A 16,762-nucleotide genomic window follows, 5' to 3' on the forward strand; every position below is an offset into this window, starting at 1 on the left:
CGGAGACTGCCATGCTTCGTTCATTCGAACGCCGCCTCGACCCTTTCCCACCTGATGAAATACCCCCACCGCCCGACGGCCTTGCCCGTTTTCTCTGGGCCTGCACCCGTGGCGCGCGGGGTTATGTCCTTGCCATGGCGGTGTTCAGCGCCGGTGTGTCGATCTACGAAGCCTGGCTGTTTTCCTTCCTCGGCCAGGTTGTGGACCAGCTCTCGGCCTGGCAGGCGGGTGGCGCGGCGGCCGTCGAAGAAAAACGTGTGTTGTGGAGCATCGCGATCGTGTTGCTGACCAGCATCGGGTTGGTGGCGCTGCGCACGATGATTCAGCACCAAGTGTTGGCGATCAACCTCCCGTTGCGGCTGCGCTGGGATTTCCATCGGCTGATGCTCAGGCAAAGCCTGTCGTTCTTTTCGGACGAATTCTCTGGCCGGGTGACCACCAAGGTGATGCAAACCGCGCTCGCGGTGCGTGAGGTGCTGTTCACGGTGATCGAGATTGCCCCGGGGATTGGGGTGTACTTCATCGCGATCATTGCGCTGGCCGGTGGCTTCGACCTCAAGCTGATGCTGCCCTTCGTTGCATGGATTGTGCTGTTCGGGTTGGCCATGTGGTACTTCGTGCCCCGCTTGGGCAAGGTGGGGCAGGAACAGGCCCATGCGCGGTCGTCCATGACGGGCCGCATTTCCGATGCCTACACCAACATCACCACGGTAAAGCTGTTCTCCCATTCCCGGCGCGAGGCGCAGTTTGCGCGGGCGGCCATGGAAGATTTCAAGCACACAGGCTTTCGCCAGATGCGCCTGGTGAGCCAGTTCGAGATCGTCAACCAAGCGCTGGTGGTAGGGCTGATTCTCGGTGCCGGCGGCTATGCGCTGTGGCTGTGGCACCAGGGCGAAGTGGGCACCGGTGCGGTGGCAGCGATCACCGCCATGGCCTTGCGCATCAACGGCATGTCGCACTGGATCATGTGGCAGATGACCACGCTGTTCGAGAACATCGGCACCGTGCAGGACGGGATGTCCACCCTCACCCGCGGGCCCAAGGTGCAGGACGCGCCGGGCGCGGGCGTGTTGCAGACCACCGGCGGCGCGGTGGTGTTCGACAACGTGAGCTTCAACTATAACGGCGAGCGGCAGGTGCTCGATGGCCTGAACCTGGCCATTCACCCCGGCGAGAAGATCGGGCTGGTAGGCCGTTCGGGTGCGGGCAAGTCAACCTTGATCAACCTGCTGCTGCGCTTCTACGACGTGGACAGCGGCGAAATCCGCATCGACGGGCAGAACATCGCCCAGGTGACCCAGGACAGCCTGCGCAGCGCCATCGGCATGGTGACCCAGGACACCTCGCTGCTTCACCGCTCCATTCGCGACAACATCGCCTACGGTCGGCCCGATGCCACCGACGAGCAAGTACACCGCGCCGCGGTCAACGCCCAGGCCGACGGGTTCATCAGCCAGCTCAGCGACAAGCAGGGCCACAGCGGCTATGACACGCTGGTGGGCGAGCGCGGTATCAAGCTCTCCGGTGGTCAGCGGCAACGTATCGCTATCGCCCGGGTGATGCTCAAGAACGCACCGATCCTGCTGCTGGACGAGGCCACCAGCGCGCTGGATTCGGAGGTGGAAGTCGCCATCCAGGAAAGCCTCGACGAAATGATGCAGGGCAAGACGGTGATTGCCATCGCGCACCGGCTGTCCACCATCGCGGCCATGGACCGGCTGATCGTGATGGATCAAGGGCGTATCGTGGAGCAGGGCACCCACGCCCAGCTCCTCGAGAAGAATGGCACCTATGCCCGGCTGTGGCGGCACCAGAGCGGTGGCTTCCTGGGCGAGGATCAGGCGGTGGCAGAAGAAATGGAGTAGCGGCGCGCCTAACGGGCGGCGACTCACGGCGCGTGGCCCGTTACAATGGCTTCTTTTGCCTGAGCATCCTGTAATGACCGAAGCACAACGCCTGTCTCGCCGCCTGATAGAACTGGTCGGCTGCTCCCGTCGCGAGGCGGAGATGTACATCGAGGGGGGCTGGGTCACCGTGGATGGCGAGGTGGTGGACGCACCCCAGCTTCAGGTTCAGCCGGCCCAGCAGGTAGTGTTGCTACCCGGCGCCAAGGCCGAGCCGCCGGAACCGGTCACGTTCCTCCTGAATCAGGGCCCCGGCCTGGATGAGGACAGTGCCTTGGCGTCCATCAGGCCAGACAGCCAGGCGCCAGCGTTCGACACGGGCAAGCGGGTGCTCAAAAGCCACTTTCACCGGCTGCAATGCCTGGCGCCACTTCAGGCTGGCGCCACCGGCCTGCAGGTGTTCACCCAGGACTGGCGCATTGCGCGCAAGCTTACCGCCGAGTTCGGCAAGCTGGAGCAGGAATACGTTGTGGAAGTGCAGGGCACCCTGCGCGAAGGCGGCCTTGAGCGGCTCAAGCGCGGCGCGATGCACAAGGGGCAGGCATTGCCTGCCGCCAAAGCCAGCTGGCAGAACGAAACCCACTTGCGGATTGCCATCAAGGCGCCGACGCCCGGGTTGATTGCCCTGTTGTGCACGGCGGTCGGGCTCACGCCGGTGACGATGCGGCGGTTGCGCCCGGGCGGCGTGCCCATGGGCAAGCTGCCGGTGGGGCAATGGCGCTACCTCACAGGGCAAGAACGGTTCTGAATGCAACTGTACAAAGCGCCTCCGGCAGGCGCTGGTCACAATACATACACCTCAGGGGCAGGCATGGCACGCGGCGGTATCAACAAGGCGGTAGTGGAGAAGGCGCGCAACGCGCTGATTGCCCAAGGGCGCAATCCCAGTATCGACGCCATCCGGATCGAACTGGGCAACACCGGTTCCAAAAGCACCATCCATCGCTACCTTAAGGAACTGGAGCAGGCCGAAGGCACGCTCGCCGAGGGCATGCTTTCCATCAGCGAGGAATTGACCGCACTGGTGACTACCCTTGCCCAGCGGCTGCATGACGAAGCCCAAGGCCGCATCGATGTGGCCCAGGAAGGTTTTGACGAGCACCGGGCGCGGTTGCAGGCGCAGCTGAATGAAAGCGCCAGCCGGGCGGACGCGCTGCAGCGGTCGCTCGCCGGTACGCAAGAGGCCCTGAGCCAAGCGTTGCAGCGGCATGAAGCCCTTCAGGCGACGCACCAGGCCGAGCAAACGCGGAACGCGCGCCTTGCCCAGGCCAATGAAGACCTCCAGGCCCGGCTCGCTGACAAACAGGCGCAGGTGCTTTCGATCGAAGAACAACTTCGCCAGGCTCGCGATACGATCGAACAGCACCGCGCCCTGAGCGATGAGCAACGCGCACAGGTTCAGCGCCGTCACGAGGCGCAGCTTGAGCAGCTTCAGGCACAGGTGCAGCAGGCTCAGGACGCTTTGGCGGGACGCCAGGAGGCGCTGACGCAGCTTGAACGGGATAACGAACGCTTGATGTCCGCCCTGGGCCAGAGCGAGCAGCAGCGGCTGCAGGCTGTGGAGCATGGAGCTCACTTGCAGCGCGAAGTGGCACGGTTGGCGACGCTACAGGGCGAGGCCCAAGGCGCCCGCGAGGTATTGGCCAACCAGTTGGCCGACACCCGGCAGGCGTTGGAGAAGGCCCGCGAAAGCGCTGCGCAGCACGGTCGCGAGCTGGCAGAGGCACGGGTGCGTGCGGAGCTACTGGAGCAAGCGCTGGGCGAGGCGAAGGCCGCGCTCCGGCCGCCTGTGATCGACGCGCCCGAGCTTGCCTGACCTGCCCCCGGTCGCGATAAGGCAAAAAAAAGCCACCGTCCCCAAAGGGCGGTGGCAAACGTTATCACCAAAGGACGAAGTGGAGACGCGCCGGGCCGGGCAGACGGCGGGGGGTGTCTGTCGCCCCGGCAGCATCAGTCTTCAGGGTAAACGTTAACACCGTTCGAAGCGTTTGATGAATCAGGGCCATTGATAGCAATCATCGCTCAAATCCATGAATGGAAAGCACGCTGAGCCGCGTGGCGCCGCAGCCTAAATCGTTACATTTGGTTCGAATTCGGAACAATCCGATACTCCGCGCCACCCCCAGCCCCTAAAGTGCCCGGCCAGTTCAATGGCGGGCTTTTCGGCGGCAGCATCTTCCTGGGTTTCCCATGCCGGGTCTTCGGGCTAAGCTCTGAAAACGGGAGATTTCCCGAGCCAAGCCTTCCGGCGAACTCCCTCAAGGAGCGTGCCTGGCGCGCCATGAACCGAAAGTTTCGAGGCTTGGCAATATGAAAACAGTAGTGCATGTACACGGCTCCCTTTTCCGGTTGAATACCGCAGCCGTCCTGTCAGGCGGGGTCGTCTCGTGATGAAGGCAACTTCCGTTCGTACCCGCCTCATGCTGCTGGACGACCATGAGTTCATCCTCCATGGCATCTCCCAGATCCTTGCCCGCCACCCTGATGTAGAAGTCATCAGCACGCACACCGAGAGCCGCACCCTGTTGGAAGCCCTGCGCATCATGCCGGTGGACATGGTGGTGATGGATTAGGCCCTCAGCCCTGGTGAAGTCGACGGCCTGAACCTCATCAAGGCCATCAGAACCCGCCATCCGCGAACCCGCGTGATCGTGATTTCGTCACTGCATACGCCGTCTACCGTTGCGCTCACGCTTCGCTGCGGCGCGGCCGGTTTCGTGGGCAAGGAATTGGGTGCAGAGGAATTGCTCAAAGCCATTCGCGTGGTCTCGAACGGGCGGGTGTACCTGCACCCGGACATGGAGGACGCCCTCCAGCGCAATAGCGTTGCGGTGCATCCACTGGGGCCTACCGAAGAGGTAGACGAGCCCGTGGCCGCGCTGGTCAATACCACCACCTTGACCCTGCGCGAGCGCGAAGTGCTGCGCTGCTGCCTGGATGGCTTATCCGTCACCGACATCAGTAGCAAGTTTTCCCGAAGCATCAAGACCATTAGTGCGCAGAAACAGTCGGCCTACCGCAAGCTGGGCCTTCGCACCGACCACGAACTGTTCAAGCTCCGTGCGCTTCTTGAACGTCGGTAACGCTGGCCGGCGCGGCTTGCTCGCCGCCGTGTGCGGCCTTTGGGTTGGCGTGGCCACAGGGCAAACGTTCACAGCCCAGGAGCAGGCATGGATACGCGACCACCCTGTAGTGCGCTATACCATCGACCCTTATTGGCCGATGGAATACTACGGCGGCCGTGGCGAGCATCAGGGGCTCACCCGGGAATATATCGACCATATCGAGCAGGCCACCGGCCTTGCCTTCGAACTGGTGCCTAGCAGCGACTTACAGCACAGCCTGGCGATGATCGAGCGTGGCGAGCTCGAGGCCGTCTCGGCAGTGTCGGTTCGGTTGCTCGATGACGAAGCCCGTCATCGGCTGTTGTTCAGCGATCCCTATTTCGTGGGGGCGTCGGTAATCATGACCAAGGCGGCCAGCCCGATCGCCTACAGCCCGGCCAAACTGGATGGTCAACTGGTAGCCGTGAAAGGGGGCGGAGGTTACGAGCGTTACCTCAGCCGTAATTACCCGGGCATTCACCTGCTGTTATTGAACGACCCGGAAGCGGCCCTGGCGGCCGTGGATGAAGGGCACGCCGACGCCGTCATCGGCCTGGACCAAGTGCTGCGCCCTTTGGTACGGCGCAAATATTTCGACCAGCTGCACCTTTCCGGCATCATTTCCGACATGCCGGCCGTGATCGCCATGGGTATCGCACCCACCGAGCCGTTGCTTAAAAGTATCATCGACAAGGCGCTCGGGGAGCTCACATCCCGGGAAACCGACCTGATGGAAGCCCGTTGGATAGCCAGTACCGACTTTGGTGCCCCGTCCTGGGGATCGCTGTTGCGTTATTACCGCTGGGAGCTGGCCGGTACTGCCGTTTGTGTGCTGCTGCTGGCCGCGTTCGCCCGCCATGCACTGATGGCCCGGCGGGCCGCGCTACAGAGTGAGGGAGTGAAAACGGCATTCCTGGCCATGATGAGCCATGAAATTCGCACACCGATGAACGCCATTGTGTCGTCCCTGGAGCTGTTGCGACGCACGCCTATGCAGCCTCGGCAAGAGCAACTCACCAGCTTGGCCAGCAATTCGGCGGGGAACTTGCTGGAGCTGCTGGACAATGTACTGGACCTGTCGCGGCTGGAGGCGCAACAAGTGCAGCTGGAATTGCAATCCACCCGCCTGTGGGAGCTGGCCAGCGCCGTGGCGGATATCCACCGGTTGGCCGCCGACGCCAAGGGCATCGCCCTTCGGCTGCACACCCAAGGCCCGGCGCACGCAGTGGTGGAAATTGACGCCATGCGCCTGCGGCAGATCCTCGGCAACCTGTTGTCAAACGCGGTCAAGTTTACCGAGCAGGGGCAAGTAGACCTGCGCGTTACGCTGCAAGAGCAGGAGCAGGCCCACCTTTTGGTAGAGGTAGCCGACACTGGCATCGGTATCCCGGCCGAGCGGCAAGCCAGGCTGTTCCAGCCGTTCGTTCAGGCCGACGACTCCACCAATCGCCGCTACGGCGGCAGCGGCCTGGGCCTTGCCATCTGCCGCGACCTGGCGCAGCTGATGAAAGGCGATATCGGTCTGCGCAGCGCGCCGGGGCAGGGCACCACAGTCTGGGTACGGTTACCGGTGCGGGTACTGGCCATGAGTGCGGCCGCTGATCCGGTGCCACCCAACTCGAACCTGGAAACCTCGCGACGGCTGGAAGGGCCGTGCCTGCTGGTGGTGGAAGACCATCCGGTGAACCAGCAAGCTATCGCTTTGCAGCTGCAAACCCTTGGGTATCGCCACGAAATAGCCGCCGACGGGCCCGCAGCCTTGGCCCGGCTTGCCGCCGGCGGCATCGACGGCGTGCTGCTCGATTGCAACCTGCCTGGCATGGATGGCTACGAAGTGGCTTCAAGGATCCGGGCCTGGGAGCGGGAAACCAGACGCGCACAACGCTTGCCTGTCCTGGCGATTTCCGCAGCCAATGACGATACACACCGGGATCGAGTTTTCGCCCATGACATGGACGGCAGCCTGAGCAAACCCCTGCGCCTGGCGGAACTGGAAGATTTGCTGGCGCTATGGATACCACCAGCCTCGGCTGAACCCGGCGATAGCCCGCAGGATATGCTGCGAGCGTTATTCATCAGCGCTACGCAAGCCGACCTCCTGGACATTGAGGCGGCAGCGCGCGCAGGGGATCTGCGAGAGGTCGCCCACCGCGCCCACCGCATACTCGGTGCAGCGTTGATGGTGGGCGCTACGGAAGTGGCTGCACTGGCCGGGGCGCTGGAGGAGCAGTTGACCCGCGCCCCCGATCAACCCCTCGAAGCCCCTGTGCTTGAGGGCCTGCGGCAAGCCTTGAGCACATTCGCCGCAGCCAGGGTTTAGCTACAGTTTGAAGCGCAGGACGGTGGCGTTGAGGCTTACCGCCAGGCGCGACAAATCGTTGCCCGCTGCGGCGGTTTGCTGCGCGCCGGCGGCGGTCTGTGTGGACAGGTCGCGGATGCTCACCAGGCTACGGTCCACTTCGCGAGCGACTTGCGCTTGCTCTTCGGTAGCCGAGGCGATGTTCAGGTTGCGCGCATTGATTTGTGCGATGGCAGCGGTGATGTCCGCGAGCGCGACGCCCGCAGCCTGGGCCACGTCCACGCTCACACGGGCACGGTCGCTACTTTCAGCCATGGAGTTCACGGCCTTGTCGGTGCCGGCCTGGATGGCAACCACCATCTCCTCGATCTGTGCGGTGGACTGCTGGGTACGGTGCGCCAGTGCGCGTACTTCGTCCGCAACCACGGCAAACCCACGGCCAGCTTCGCCTGCTCGCGCCGCCTCAATGGCCGCGTTCAATGCCAACAGGTTGGTTTGCTCCGCCACGCCGCGAATCACTTCCAGCACGCCGCCAATGCTGCGTACCTGCCCGGCCAATGCATTCAGTTCGCCGGCGGCCCGATCGACAGCGCCTTGCAGATCGTTGATCGAAGCTACCGTTTGCGTCACCTGCTCATGGCCATGCTCCGCCGCTGTGCTCGATGCCCGGGCGGCTTCGGAGGCCAACACGGCGTTGTTAGCCACCTCGTCCACCGCGGCGGACATCTGGTTCATAGCCGTGGCCGATTGCGCAATTTCGTCGTTTTGCCGCTGGATACCCCGCAAGGCGTCATCAGTGACCGCTGCCATTTCTTCCGAAGTGGACGCCAGCTGGTTGGACGAATCCCCCAGTTCGGTCAAGGTACGGCGCAGGTTCACCTGCATCCGCCCCAGTGCCGCCAGCAAGCGGCCGGGCTCGTCGGTACCGTCTTGAGGCACAGCCTGGCTGAAGTCATTCGCGGCGATGCGCTCGGCAACGCCCAGCGCGCGTGTGAGCGGCGCCACCAGGCTGCGGGTGAACAGCATGGCCAGGGCGATGGTGGCGGCGAGGGCCAGCACAATCACCACAATGGTCACCTCCTTGGCCTGGGTGTAGGTGGCGGTGGCATTGGCGTCTTCACGCTTGACCTTGCCGTCGATGAGGTCGTTGAGGGTCTGGATCAGCTCCTGCACACGGTCTGCGGCCAAGGTCATCTCACCCGTGCTGGAGGTAAGTACGCTGATAGCGTCCTCTTGCCCGGCGCGCACCGCCGCCAGGTAGCGATCATGCACTCCAAGGTAGGCCTGAGCGGCCTGGCGCAGGCTGGCGTACGCGGCCTGGCCTTTCTCGCTTATCAACAGTGGCCGCAGCACCTCAAGGTTGCTGGTCAGGTCTGTGCGGGCCTTCTGGATACGCTGCTCGGCGGAGGCGGCACTGGCGCTGTCCTTGGCCAGCCGCAGGCTACTGTTGTAGAGACGGATCGAGAGCATGTCGTTGCGCAACTGGTCAATGGTCTGCACGCTGGGCAGCACGTTGAGTTGCAACACGCTTTGCGAAGCGCGGATGGCAGAAACCTGACCCAGCGAGAATAAGCCGAAACCTGCCACCAGCACGGCGAAAAAGCCGAAGCACACAAGTGAGCGCTGTGCGATGCGCATTTGACGTAAGAACATGAAACCCCCCGATGTATAGAAGACCTATTATCGGCTGAAACGGTTAATCTTTAGTATGGCCATGTGCCACTTCCACGACCAAAGGCGTTTCAAGGGGCAGGTGTGGGCTGTGAGGCAAGGTAGGCGACCAGGTCGCTGAGCTTCTGCTCACTGCCGATCCACCAGAAATTCATCCGCGTACCAGGTACTACCGCCTTGGGGTCGTCGATATACGCCTTGAGTTTTTCCTCCGTCCACACAAAGCCTGCGTTGCGCATGGCTTCAGAATATTGATACCCCTGGCTGCCAGCCGTGTGGCGGCCTACTACGCCCGTAAGCAGCGGGCCGAATGCGTGCTGGGCACCTGGGCCGATGCTATGGCAACCGCTACAGCGCGCCTGGAAAACCGCGCGGCCCGCCTCGGCATCCCCTTCGGCTTGGGCGCCAGCGGCGGCGGTGAGCATGAGCAGGGCGTAGAGGTAATGCGAGGGTGAAAGAGTCATGACGGTATCCACTGCTGGGCTGGCCAATAGAAGTGGCAGGCCGGAACGTGCGCATAAATAGAACGGATGCCCAGCCAACGCAAGCCCAAGGCTCGCGACCCCTTGTCGCAGCCGCATGGGGGGCATGCCTGCGCAGGGGCCTTTACCCTGCAGCTCGTCACAGGCAGCATGGCCTTTTCGGTTGGGGGCTGGGCCATGCGACGACTGCCGTCCCTGGGTGCGTTGAAAACCTTCGAGTGCGCGGCACGCCATGGCCATTTCGGCCATGCCGCGGCTGAGTTGTGCGTCACTGACAGCGCGGTCAGCCACCAGATCCGCCAGCTGGAGGAGCAACTTGGCGTAGCGCTGTTCCTGCGCGAAGGCCGGAACGTGCGGCCCACGCCAGCGGCAGGGCGGCTCATGCAACGATTGCAGCAAGCATTTGAAATGATCGGGGAGGCCTGTGACCAGTTACGCGACCCCGCTTCATCCGCTGTACTGCGGCTGGCGGTCACCACGGAGTTGGCGCAAAAGTGGTTGGTAAGCCGGCTGGGCGATTTTTCCAGCCGGTACCCACACATCACTTTGCACCTCTATGAGCAAGCCATCGACGCCACGGTGCCGGGCGAGGACGTAGACATCGCAATCACCTATGGCGCCGGCCCGGCAGACAGCAGCGCGTACTTCGTTCGCCCGCTGCCGGCCCTGGAATTCTTCCCGGTGTGCAGCCCTGGGTTGTTCAACCTTGGCCGGCTCAAATCTCCTGCCGACCTGGCCGGGCACTGCCTGCTACATGACGATCAGGATGGCATTACCTGGACCGCCTGGCTTACCAGCCACGGCGGCGACCTGCGCCCGGCGCGCCAGCAGTATTTCGCCCATGCGGGGCTGAGCCTGGAAGCCGCCGCGCAAGGGCAGGGCGTGGCCATGGGCGACAACCTCACTGCCCAGGAAGACCTTCACAGCGGCCGGCTGGTGCGCCCCTTTGCCGCTTCGATCACGGCGCTGGGGCAATACGCGCTCGTGTGCGAGCGGGTACGGCTGGAGCGCCCGCCCGTGGCGCACCTGGTCGCCTGGTTTGCCGAGCAGTTGGGCGACCCCTGAGTTTTATTCAAGGGTTGGCCACAAATGCTCGTTGGCGAGCGTAAGCGGTGATCCCGTAGGGTGCGTACGTCCCCCTATCGCTCGAGGTTCACATGGCACGTTTGCTCGATACCCTTCCCAAAGCTGATGGTTTTCGCCTCCCCGGCGAGTTCGAGCCGAAGGCCGGCTGCTGGCTCGGGTGGCCGGAGCGCCCGGATGTATGGCGCAACGGCGGCAAGCCCGCCCAGAGGGTGTGGGTCGATATTGTAACGGCCATCGCCGCCAGCGAGCCGGTGACGGTATGTGCCTCGGCGGCGCAGTTCACCAATGCACGGCGCCAGCTTCCGGCGCAGGTCAGGGTAGTGGAGATGACCTGCAACGACACCTGGTTCCGCGACAGCGGCCCCTGCTTCGTGGTCAATGACGGCACCGGCGAAGTGCGTGGCGTGGACTTTGAATTCAACGCCTATGGGGGGCTGGACGGTGGGCTCTATTTCCCTTGGGACAAGGACGATCAGATCGCCAGCAAAATACTTGAGATTGAGGGCCTGGACCGCTACCGCGCGCCGCTGATCGCTGAGTTGGGCGGTATCCAGAGCGACGGTCTGGGCAGCATCCTGACGACCGAGCAGTGCCTGCTCAACCGTAATCGCAACCAGCACCTGGGCAAGGGCGAGGTCACTCGCAGGCTAACCGACTACCTGGGGGCCGAACAGGTGATCTGGCTGCCACGAGGGTGCAAGTTCGACGAAACCGACGGCCACGTGGACGACCTGGCCTGCTTCGTCCGCCCCGGGGAAGTGGTGCTGCAATGGACCGACAACCGCAGCGACCCGCAGTGGGAAATCTATCAGGAAGCCTACGACATCCTGCGCACCACCCATGACAGCCGGGGCCGTGAGCTCACCATCCATAAACTCATGCAGCCCCAGCCACTGGAGTGGACCGCCGAAGAAGCCGCAGGGCTCGATCAGCTCGATACCACCCATAGCCGCCAGGCCGGCACGGTAATCTGTGCCTCGTACATCAACTACTACGCCGGTAACAGCGCAATCGTGGTGCCGCTGTTCGGCGTACCCGAAGACCGTCTCGCCCTCGCCACCCTGGCCGAGCTATTCCCTCGGCACCGCATTGTGGGTATCGAAAATTCCCGCGAGATCCTGCTCGGCGGCGGCAACGTGGCCTGTATCACCATGCCGCAATACGCAGCCCCTCGGCGCCAGGAGGGCGGGGCATGAAGCTACGCGACCTTGCCGTAGGCCTGGCCGGGTGCCTGGGGGGTTGCCTGGTATCGGCCACAAGTCAGGCGGCCGACAGCTCGCCCGCCACGGTCAACCTGTACATCTGGGGCGAATACCTTGCTCCGGATACCTTGGCCAATTTCGAGCGCAGCACCGGCATCAAGGTGGTCGCTGACCACTTCGACAACCTGGAAATCGTTGAGACCAAGTTGCTCACTGGCCGCAGCGGGTACGACCTGGTGCTAACGGCCGGGCAGCATCTGTCCAGGGCGATCACCGCCAAGGCCATCCAGCCGCTGAACAAGGCACAGTTGCCACACTTCGACGGTATCGGCCCGTGGTTCCGCCAGCAGATGGCAGTATTCGACCCCGGCAACCGTTACGCCGGCATCTACGGCTGGGGCACCACGGGTTTTGGCTATCAGCAGCAGGCCATCGCGAGCCGGCTACCCAACGCCCCCACGGACAGCTGGGCCATGTTGTTCGATCCAGCGGTGGTGTCGCGCTTCGCCGATTGTGGCGTAAGCCTGCTCAACGACCCCAACGAAGTGTTCGCCGCGGTGATGCGCTACCTCGGCCTGGACATCAACAACCAGCGCCTGGGCGACCTCAAGCTGGCTGAACAGCAGCTGGCGAAGATCCGTCCCTACGTGCGCTACTTCGACAACGACCTCAATCTCAGCGACATGGCCAACGGCAACACCTGCCTGGCCATGTCGTGGAACGGCAATATCGGCATGGCAGCCGGCCAGGCGCAGGCGGCTGGCAAGCCTTTCAGCCTGGCCTACACAATACCCAGGGAGGGCACGCTGATCTGGTTCGACGCCATGGTCATCCCGGCAGACGCACCGCACCCTGCAGCGGCACATGCACTGCTGGACTACCTCATGACACCCGACGTCATCGCCCCTATCACCAACACTATCCATTACGCCAATGCCATTACCGCCGCCGATACGCTGGTGGACCCTGCCATCCGGAACGACCCGGCCACGTACCCGCCTGAAATGGCACGCGCTACGCTGTATGCAAAGAACGACAACAGCAAGGCCTTCAACCAGGCGTTGACACGCGCGTTCACTCGATTGAAGGCCGGGCTGTAACACGCTGAACCCCTCTCTCTGGCCAAGGGTCTACCTCCGGAAGCCACAGCGTGGAACGACTGGATGGAACGCAACGAATGGATCGACCTGTTGCAAAAGCTGCTGATGGCCCGCGGCCCAGGCGGGCAGGAAGAAGATGTACGCGAGCTGTGTGGTAAAGCCTTGAAAGGTTGCTGTGACGAGTTGCACGTAGACGCGGCGGGGAATCTGGTTGGCTTGATCAAGGCAGCGACGCCGGCCCTCGCCAGCGATGCGCTCAAGATCATGGCGCACCTGGATGAGATCGCCATGGTGGTCAAACTGGTCGACCCGGACGGCACCCTGCAGGTTGCCGCCTTGGGCGGCGCCAAGCCCGTCAGTTTCGGTGCCTGCCCGGTGGATATTCTCGGCGACGACGGTGTAATGCCCGGGGTGCTGTCGTTCGGCTCCATGCACAGCAGCGGCGCCACCGCCCAAGGGCGGGACGTACTGGCAGGCAATGTGAGCTGGGATGACGTGCATGTGGTTACACGGCAAAGCCGCGAAACGCTGATGGCAAAGGGGGTACGCCCTGGCACGCGTGTTGTACTGAGCCAACACTGGCGCCAGATGTTCAGAGTAAACGATGGGCTGGCTGCCCATTTCATGGACGACCGTGCGCCCTTGGTTGCGTTGATACTGGCTGCTCAAGGGGTGGCCCGAAGGCGCGAGGCGCTAGCACGGGATGTGTGGTTCGTGTGCACTACCCTTGAAGAAGAGTCCAACGCCGGAGCCATGTACGCCGCCTCCCGCTTGCCCGGCGACACGGTATTGGCGGTTGAGGTAGGGCCAGTGCTGGAGGAATACGGCACGGTATTGTCGGCCAATCCCATCGTTAATACCGGCGACCAGAAAGGCTATTACACCCGTGCGGTAGTGAATGGCCTGATCGAGGCGGCCAAGCGCGCCGGCACCGAGGCGCAGGTCGCGCTGTTGGTGGAGTTCGCCTCGGATGCCAGCGCAGTCATGAGCGCGGGCATCTGCCCCAAGGCCGGCTGCGTTGCCATCCCTACAGAGAATACCCATGGCTACGAACTGGTTCTTGAAACGGGCATTGAAGCCTGCGCAGCCACTTTGGTCGAATTCGCGTTGGCGCGCCCCTGAAATCACTATGAGGTGACAAGCATGAATCAGTATCTCCAGCAGCCTTTGCGCACCGCCCAACGCGCCCTGGTGCTTGCAACCCTGACCGCTGCGGCCGGCTGCGGCGGGCACTCCACCTCTTCGGACGTCACCGCGCCGGGGGCCGAAAAGAAGGCTGACACCGTCGCCCTGGATACCGGCGCTGCCTTGCTGCAGAGCCGGCCGCCGATCGACGCGCTGAATGCCTACCTGGACGGTTTCCACTTCTATAACGGCCACCCTGGCACCCAAATGGAAGCCCACCACTACTGCTCGATCCTCAACGAAGAAGTGATCCAATGTGTGATCTACGACGGCAACGTGAAGGACGCCAAGTTGATGGGGGTGGAGTACATCATCAGTGCGCAGTTGTATGCGACCCTTCCGGCTGCAGAGAAGCCGCTCTGGCACAGTCATGTGCACGAGGTGAAATCCGGGCAGCTGGTTGCGCCCGGCATACCGGAGCCCGCCGAGCACGCCTTGATGGAAAAGCTGGTCAATACCTATGGAAAAACCTGGCACACGTGGCACACCGACCTGGACAAGAAGCTTCCGCTGGGGGTGCCGCAACTGATGATGGGCTTTACCGCTGATGGCCAGATTGATCCGGCACTGGTCAGCCAGCGGGATCAGCGCCTGGGGATCAGCAGCGCTGAAGAGAAGGTGAACCGCGCGGATATTCCCGCACCTGTGGTCAATCCAGGCGCCGATGCCTGGCAGAAGGGTAAGGTGATCCAGCTCGCTGACCCTACGGGCCAGCAACACGGTGCAATGCAAGGCGCGAAGCAACAGGCACCTGCCGCGCCTGCCGAGAATGCGCATTCCGCCAAACCTTGAAGGTGCCTTTCGGCGGACGGTGCCGTGGTCCAGGAATATGGCGCTTTGCCACGGCCTGTGTTCAGGGTACATTTCGGCAATGCCATGGTTTTTGCGCCTTTGTTGTCGTGGCCCTATAAGCACCAAAGGGGGTGACATGTGCGACCACGACAACGACGCCGCGGCCGAGCAGGCGGTGAATGCGTTTTTCGACGAACTGGCAGCGGTACAAATGCCGCATGGCATCGCCTGGGGCCATCAGACCCAGGTCGCCGAGTTCCGCGCGAAGGCTGGGACCTCAGGGGCGGCATACCCCACTGAAGAGTTGCTGGGCTACCTGAGCGGGCTGGCGGTTACCGGCGTATTGAACGCTGACCAGGTGAGCCGCTTCACCGACTGCATTCGCGCGTTTACTCAGCGAGGCTGGCTTTAGGCGCTGGGTAGAGGCCTCGGCGCTTGCGAAGGGGAGTTTCATGGGCGCTTTCCGTCGGTCGAGGGGGGAGTTTGGTTGCGCGGCGCAGGCGCGCCGCTTACCCTGCCGGCCCCAATCGCCGATTCCGAACATTCCCCTTGAACACCTTCCGATGAGCAGTACCGCTCATTTCATCGACGGGTGTATTTCCCGACATATCCTGCGGATGTCCAGCACCACAGCGGCAAGCCTGTTGGCGGTGTTCGCGGTCGATATTCTCACGCTTGTCTACGTGGCGATGCTTCACGACACCACACTGCTGGCGGCAGTGGGCATTGCAAAGACGCTAGTGTTCATCAACAGCGGATTGCTCTCAGGCCTGATACTGGCGGCCGGGGCATTGCTATCGGCGCGTATGGGGCGCGGCGCGGCAAGCGGTCGTAGCCGGCTGGTAACGAACATGCTGGTACTGGCAACCACCCTGTCGACGGCGGTGGCCCTGCTCGAGCTGGCTATCGCCTGGCCGATTGCCGCGTGGTTTGGTGCCGATAGCGCCCCCTGGGTCGCGGGAAGGGTGTTCATTGCCATCACCGTTCCGGCAAGCGTGCTTCATTGCACGATGCAGCTGTGCGCCCAGCTGCTCCGTGCCGAAGGCCATAGTAGGCTCGGCCTATGGGTGGTTCTATCGGGGGTCGCCACGCTGGCCGTGGCGGACCCGCTGTTGATCTTCGCCTGCGGGCTGGGGCTCAAAGGTGCCGCAATCGCTTATGCCCTCGCCGCGTTGGTAGCGTTGACGGTGGGCCTCAATGCCGTGGGCCGACGTATCGGTCTTTCCCGCAAGCTCAGGCCAAAACTATTCAAGCTACACGCGCGCCAGCTGTCCAGCGTCGCGCTGCCCGCCATGCTGGGCAACCTGGCGATGCCCTTCGCGGTCACCTACCTGCTGCTGACACTGGCTAGCTTCGGCGCTCCAGCTTTGGCGGCGATGGCGGTGATCGATCGGCTGCTTCAATTCTGTTATTGCCTGTACTTCGCCTTGCCCAATGCGCTCGCTCCCGTGCTCGCGCAAAACCTGGCAGCGGCCCGGGACACACGCGCCAGAGCGGCCATTGGCTTTACACGGCAGCTGGTGATCCTCTATGGTTTGGCGGTTTGGGCCATGCTGGAGCTGGCCGCCGCGCCGCTGGCCAGTGTGTTCGGGCTGCCGCCGGAGGCGTTGCCCCTGTTCAATGCGTTCTGCCATTTCGGGGCGGGGCTGTGGGTGGCCTTCGGGCTGGATTTCATCGCCCTTGCCATGTTCATTACCATGGGCCGTGCGTGGTGGGTCGCCGCCTTCGCCTGGCTGCGCGGCACCCTCGGCACGCTGCCGTTCGTGTATGTGGGCAGCCGCGTGAACGACGGCAGCGGGGCGTTGCTGGGGATGTGGGTCGGCAATGCAATGGTTGCGGCGTTGAGCGTTGCGAGCGCGGCGGCAATGGCCAAGACATTCTTTGCCCGTCGCGCTGCCGCAGTATCGACCGTCAGTAGTATTCAACGTTAGGGGACA

At 63.2% G+C, this 16,762-nt stretch carries 15 protein-coding genes and 1 pseudogene; 13 read left to right on the top strand and 3 right to left on the bottom strand.

The window, feature by feature from the left end; genetic code table 11:
* Positions 1 to 11: 11 nt before the first annotated feature.
* The 6 genes from LG385_RS09670 (at position 12) to LG385_RS09695 (ending at position 7,328) form a co-directional block, all read left to right on the top strand.
* A complete protein-coding gene (locus LG385_RS09670) occupies positions 12 to 1,865 on the top strand; it encodes an ABC transporter ATP-binding protein (RefSeq protein ID WP_225774084.1) in 1,854 nt (617 codons plus the stop codon).
* 73 nt (positions 1,866 to 1,938) lie between these two features.
* A complete protein-coding gene (locus LG385_RS09675; protein ID WP_225774085.1) occupies positions 1,939 to 2,652 on the top strand; it encodes an rRNA pseudouridine synthase in 714 nt (237 codons plus the stop codon).
* 63 nt (positions 2,653 to 2,715) lie between these two features.
* Positions 2,716 to 3,720, top strand: coding sequence for a DNA-binding protein (locus LG385_RS09680; RefSeq protein ID WP_225774086.1), 1,005 nt, complete (start codon positions 2,716 to 2,718; stop codon positions 3,718 to 3,720).
* 574 nt (positions 3,721 to 4,294) lie between these two features.
* Positions 4,295 to 4,477: a hypothetical protein gene (locus tag LG385_RS09685; protein ID WP_225774087.1), complete on the top strand. Its 183-nt coding sequence runs from the start codon at positions 4,295 to 4,297 to the stop codon at positions 4,475 to 4,477.
* A 27-nt stretch (positions 4,478 to 4,504) separates the two neighbouring features.
* Positions 4,505 to 4,987 (top strand): response regulator transcription factor, encoded by a 483-nt coding sequence (locus LG385_RS09690; protein WP_225776210.1) that lies wholly within the window; start codon positions 4,505 to 4,507, stop codon positions 4,985 to 4,987.
* Complete coding sequence (locus LG385_RS09695) at positions 4,965 to 7,328, top strand: ATP-binding protein (protein WP_225774088.1); 2,364 nt, start codon at positions 4,965 to 4,967, stop codon at positions 7,326 to 7,328. Before LG385_RS09690 ends, LG385_RS09695 begins: the two co-directional genes overlap by 23 nt.
* On the opposite strand, the gene LG385_RS25710 is transcribed toward LG385_RS09695, so the two are convergent.
* The 3 genes and pseudogenes from LG385_RS25710 to LG385_RS09705 all read right to left on the bottom strand — a co-directional run bounded on the left by LG385_RS25710 (position 7,329) and on the right by LG385_RS09705 (position 9,442).
* A complete protein-coding gene (locus LG385_RS25710; RefSeq protein WP_413247369.1) occupies positions 7,329 to 8,192 on the bottom strand; it encodes a methyl-accepting chemotaxis protein in 864 nt (287 codons plus the stop codon). It lies immediately after the preceding gene.
* Positions 8,187 to 8,960 (bottom strand): annotated as a pseudogene (locus tag LG385_RS25715) (MCP four helix bundle domain-containing protein); the annotation flags it as partial. The gene LG385_RS25710 and the pseudogene LG385_RS25715, both read right to left, overlap by 6 nt.
* Positions 8,961 to 9,049: 89 nt before the next feature.
* Positions 9,050 to 9,442, bottom strand: coding sequence for a c-type cytochrome (locus tag LG385_RS09705; protein ID WP_225774090.1), 393 nt, complete (start codon positions 9,440 to 9,442; stop codon positions 9,050 to 9,052).
* A gap of 195 nt (positions 9,443 to 9,637) precedes the next feature.
* Here LG385_RS09705 and LG385_RS09710 point away from each other — a divergent pair, with 195 nt between their 5' ends.
* The 7 genes from LG385_RS09710 to LG385_RS09740 all read left to right on the top strand — a co-directional run bounded on the left by LG385_RS09710 (position 9,638) and on the right by LG385_RS09740 (position 16,756).
* Complete coding sequence (locus tag LG385_RS09710; RefSeq protein WP_225774091.1) at positions 9,638 to 10,525, top strand: LysR substrate-binding domain-containing protein; 888 nt, start codon at positions 9,638 to 9,640, stop codon at positions 10,523 to 10,525.
* Between the two features lie 92 nt (positions 10,526 to 10,617).
* Positions 10,618 to 11,742: an agmatine deiminase gene (gene aguA, locus LG385_RS09715; RefSeq protein ID WP_225774092.1), complete on the top strand. Its 1,125-nt coding sequence runs from the start codon at positions 10,618 to 10,620 to the stop codon at positions 11,740 to 11,742.
* Positions 11,739 to 12,848: an extracellular solute-binding protein gene (locus LG385_RS09720; RefSeq protein WP_225774093.1), complete on the top strand. Its 1,110-nt coding sequence runs from the start codon at positions 11,739 to 11,741 to the stop codon at positions 12,846 to 12,848. The genes aguA and LG385_RS09720 overlap by 4 nt, the downstream gene beginning before the upstream one ends.
* Positions 12,849 to 12,911: 63 nt before the next feature.
* Positions 12,912 to 13,970, top strand: coding sequence for a M42 family peptidase (locus LG385_RS09725; RefSeq protein WP_225774094.1), 1,059 nt, complete (start codon positions 12,912 to 12,914; stop codon positions 13,968 to 13,970).
* Positions 13,971 to 13,991: 21 nt separating this feature from the next.
* Complete coding sequence (locus tag LG385_RS09730; protein WP_225774095.1) at positions 13,992 to 14,825, top strand: OBAP family protein; 834 nt, start codon at positions 13,992 to 13,994, stop codon at positions 14,823 to 14,825.
* 136 nt (positions 14,826 to 14,961) lie between these two features.
* Complete coding sequence (locus LG385_RS09735; protein WP_225774096.1) at positions 14,962 to 15,237, top strand: hypothetical protein; 276 nt, start codon at positions 14,962 to 14,964, stop codon at positions 15,235 to 15,237.
* A 151-nt stretch (positions 15,238 to 15,388) separates the two neighbouring features.
* Entirely contained in the window at positions 15,389 to 16,756 is a 1,368-nt protein-coding gene (locus LG385_RS09740; RefSeq protein WP_225774097.1) for an MATE family efflux transporter, read from the top strand.
* The last annotated feature ends 6 nt before the right edge of the window (positions 16,757 to 16,762 follow it).

The sequence above is a fragment of the Pseudomonas sp. Marseille-Q5115 genome, from assembly GCF_916618905.1.
GTDB classification, from domain to species: domain Bacteria; phylum Pseudomonadota; class Gammaproteobacteria; order Pseudomonadales; family Pseudomonadaceae; genus Aquipseudomonas; species Aquipseudomonas japonica_A.

Bases quoted from the DNA above. Each gene is read 5' to 3' on its own strand.
- LG385_RS25710 (WP_413247369.1), bottom strand. From the start codon at position 8,192: ATGCAGGTGAACCTGCGCCGTACCTTGACCGAACTGGGGGATTCGTCC.
- LG385_RS09680 (WP_225774086.1), top strand. From the start codon at position 2,716: ATGGCACGCGGCGGTATCAACAAGGCGGTAGTGGAGAAGGCGCGCAAC.
- LG385_RS09740 (WP_225774097.1), top strand. From the start codon at position 15,389: ATGAGCAGTACCGCTCATTTCATCGACGGGTGTATTTCCCGACATATC.
- LG385_RS09720 (WP_225774093.1), top strand. From the start codon at position 11,739: ATGAAGCTACGCGACCTTGCCGTAGGCCTGGCCGGGTGCCTGGGGGGT.
- LG385_RS09725 (WP_225774094.1), top strand. From the start codon at position 12,912: ATGGAACGCAACGAATGGATCGACCTGTTGCAAAAGCTGCTGATGGCC.
- aguA (WP_225774092.1), top strand. From the start codon at position 10,618: ATGGCACGTTTGCTCGATACCCTTCCCAAAGCTGATGGTTTTCGCCTC.
- LG385_RS09705 (WP_225774090.1), bottom strand. From the start codon at position 9,442: ATGACTCTTTCACCCTCGCATTACCTCTACGCCCTGCTCATGCTCACC.
- LG385_RS09685 (WP_225774087.1), top strand. From the start codon at position 4,295: ATGAAGGCAACTTCCGTTCGTACCCGCCTCATGCTGCTGGACGACCAT.
- LG385_RS09675 (WP_225774085.1), top strand. From the start codon at position 1,939: ATGACCGAAGCACAACGCCTGTCTCGCCGCCTGATAGAACTGGTCGGC.
- LG385_RS09710 (WP_225774091.1), top strand. From the start codon at position 9,638: ATGCGACGACTGCCGTCCCTGGGTGCGTTGAAAACCTTCGAGTGCGCG.
- LG385_RS09670 (WP_225774084.1), top strand. From the start codon at position 12: ATGCTTCGTTCATTCGAACGCCGCCTCGACCCTTTCCCACCTGATGAA.
- LG385_RS09735 (WP_225774096.1), top strand. From the start codon at position 14,962: ATGTGCGACCACGACAACGACGCCGCGGCCGAGCAGGCGGTGAATGCG.
- LG385_RS09730 (WP_225774095.1), top strand. From the start codon at position 13,992: ATGAATCAGTATCTCCAGCAGCCTTTGCGCACCGCCCAACGCGCCCTG.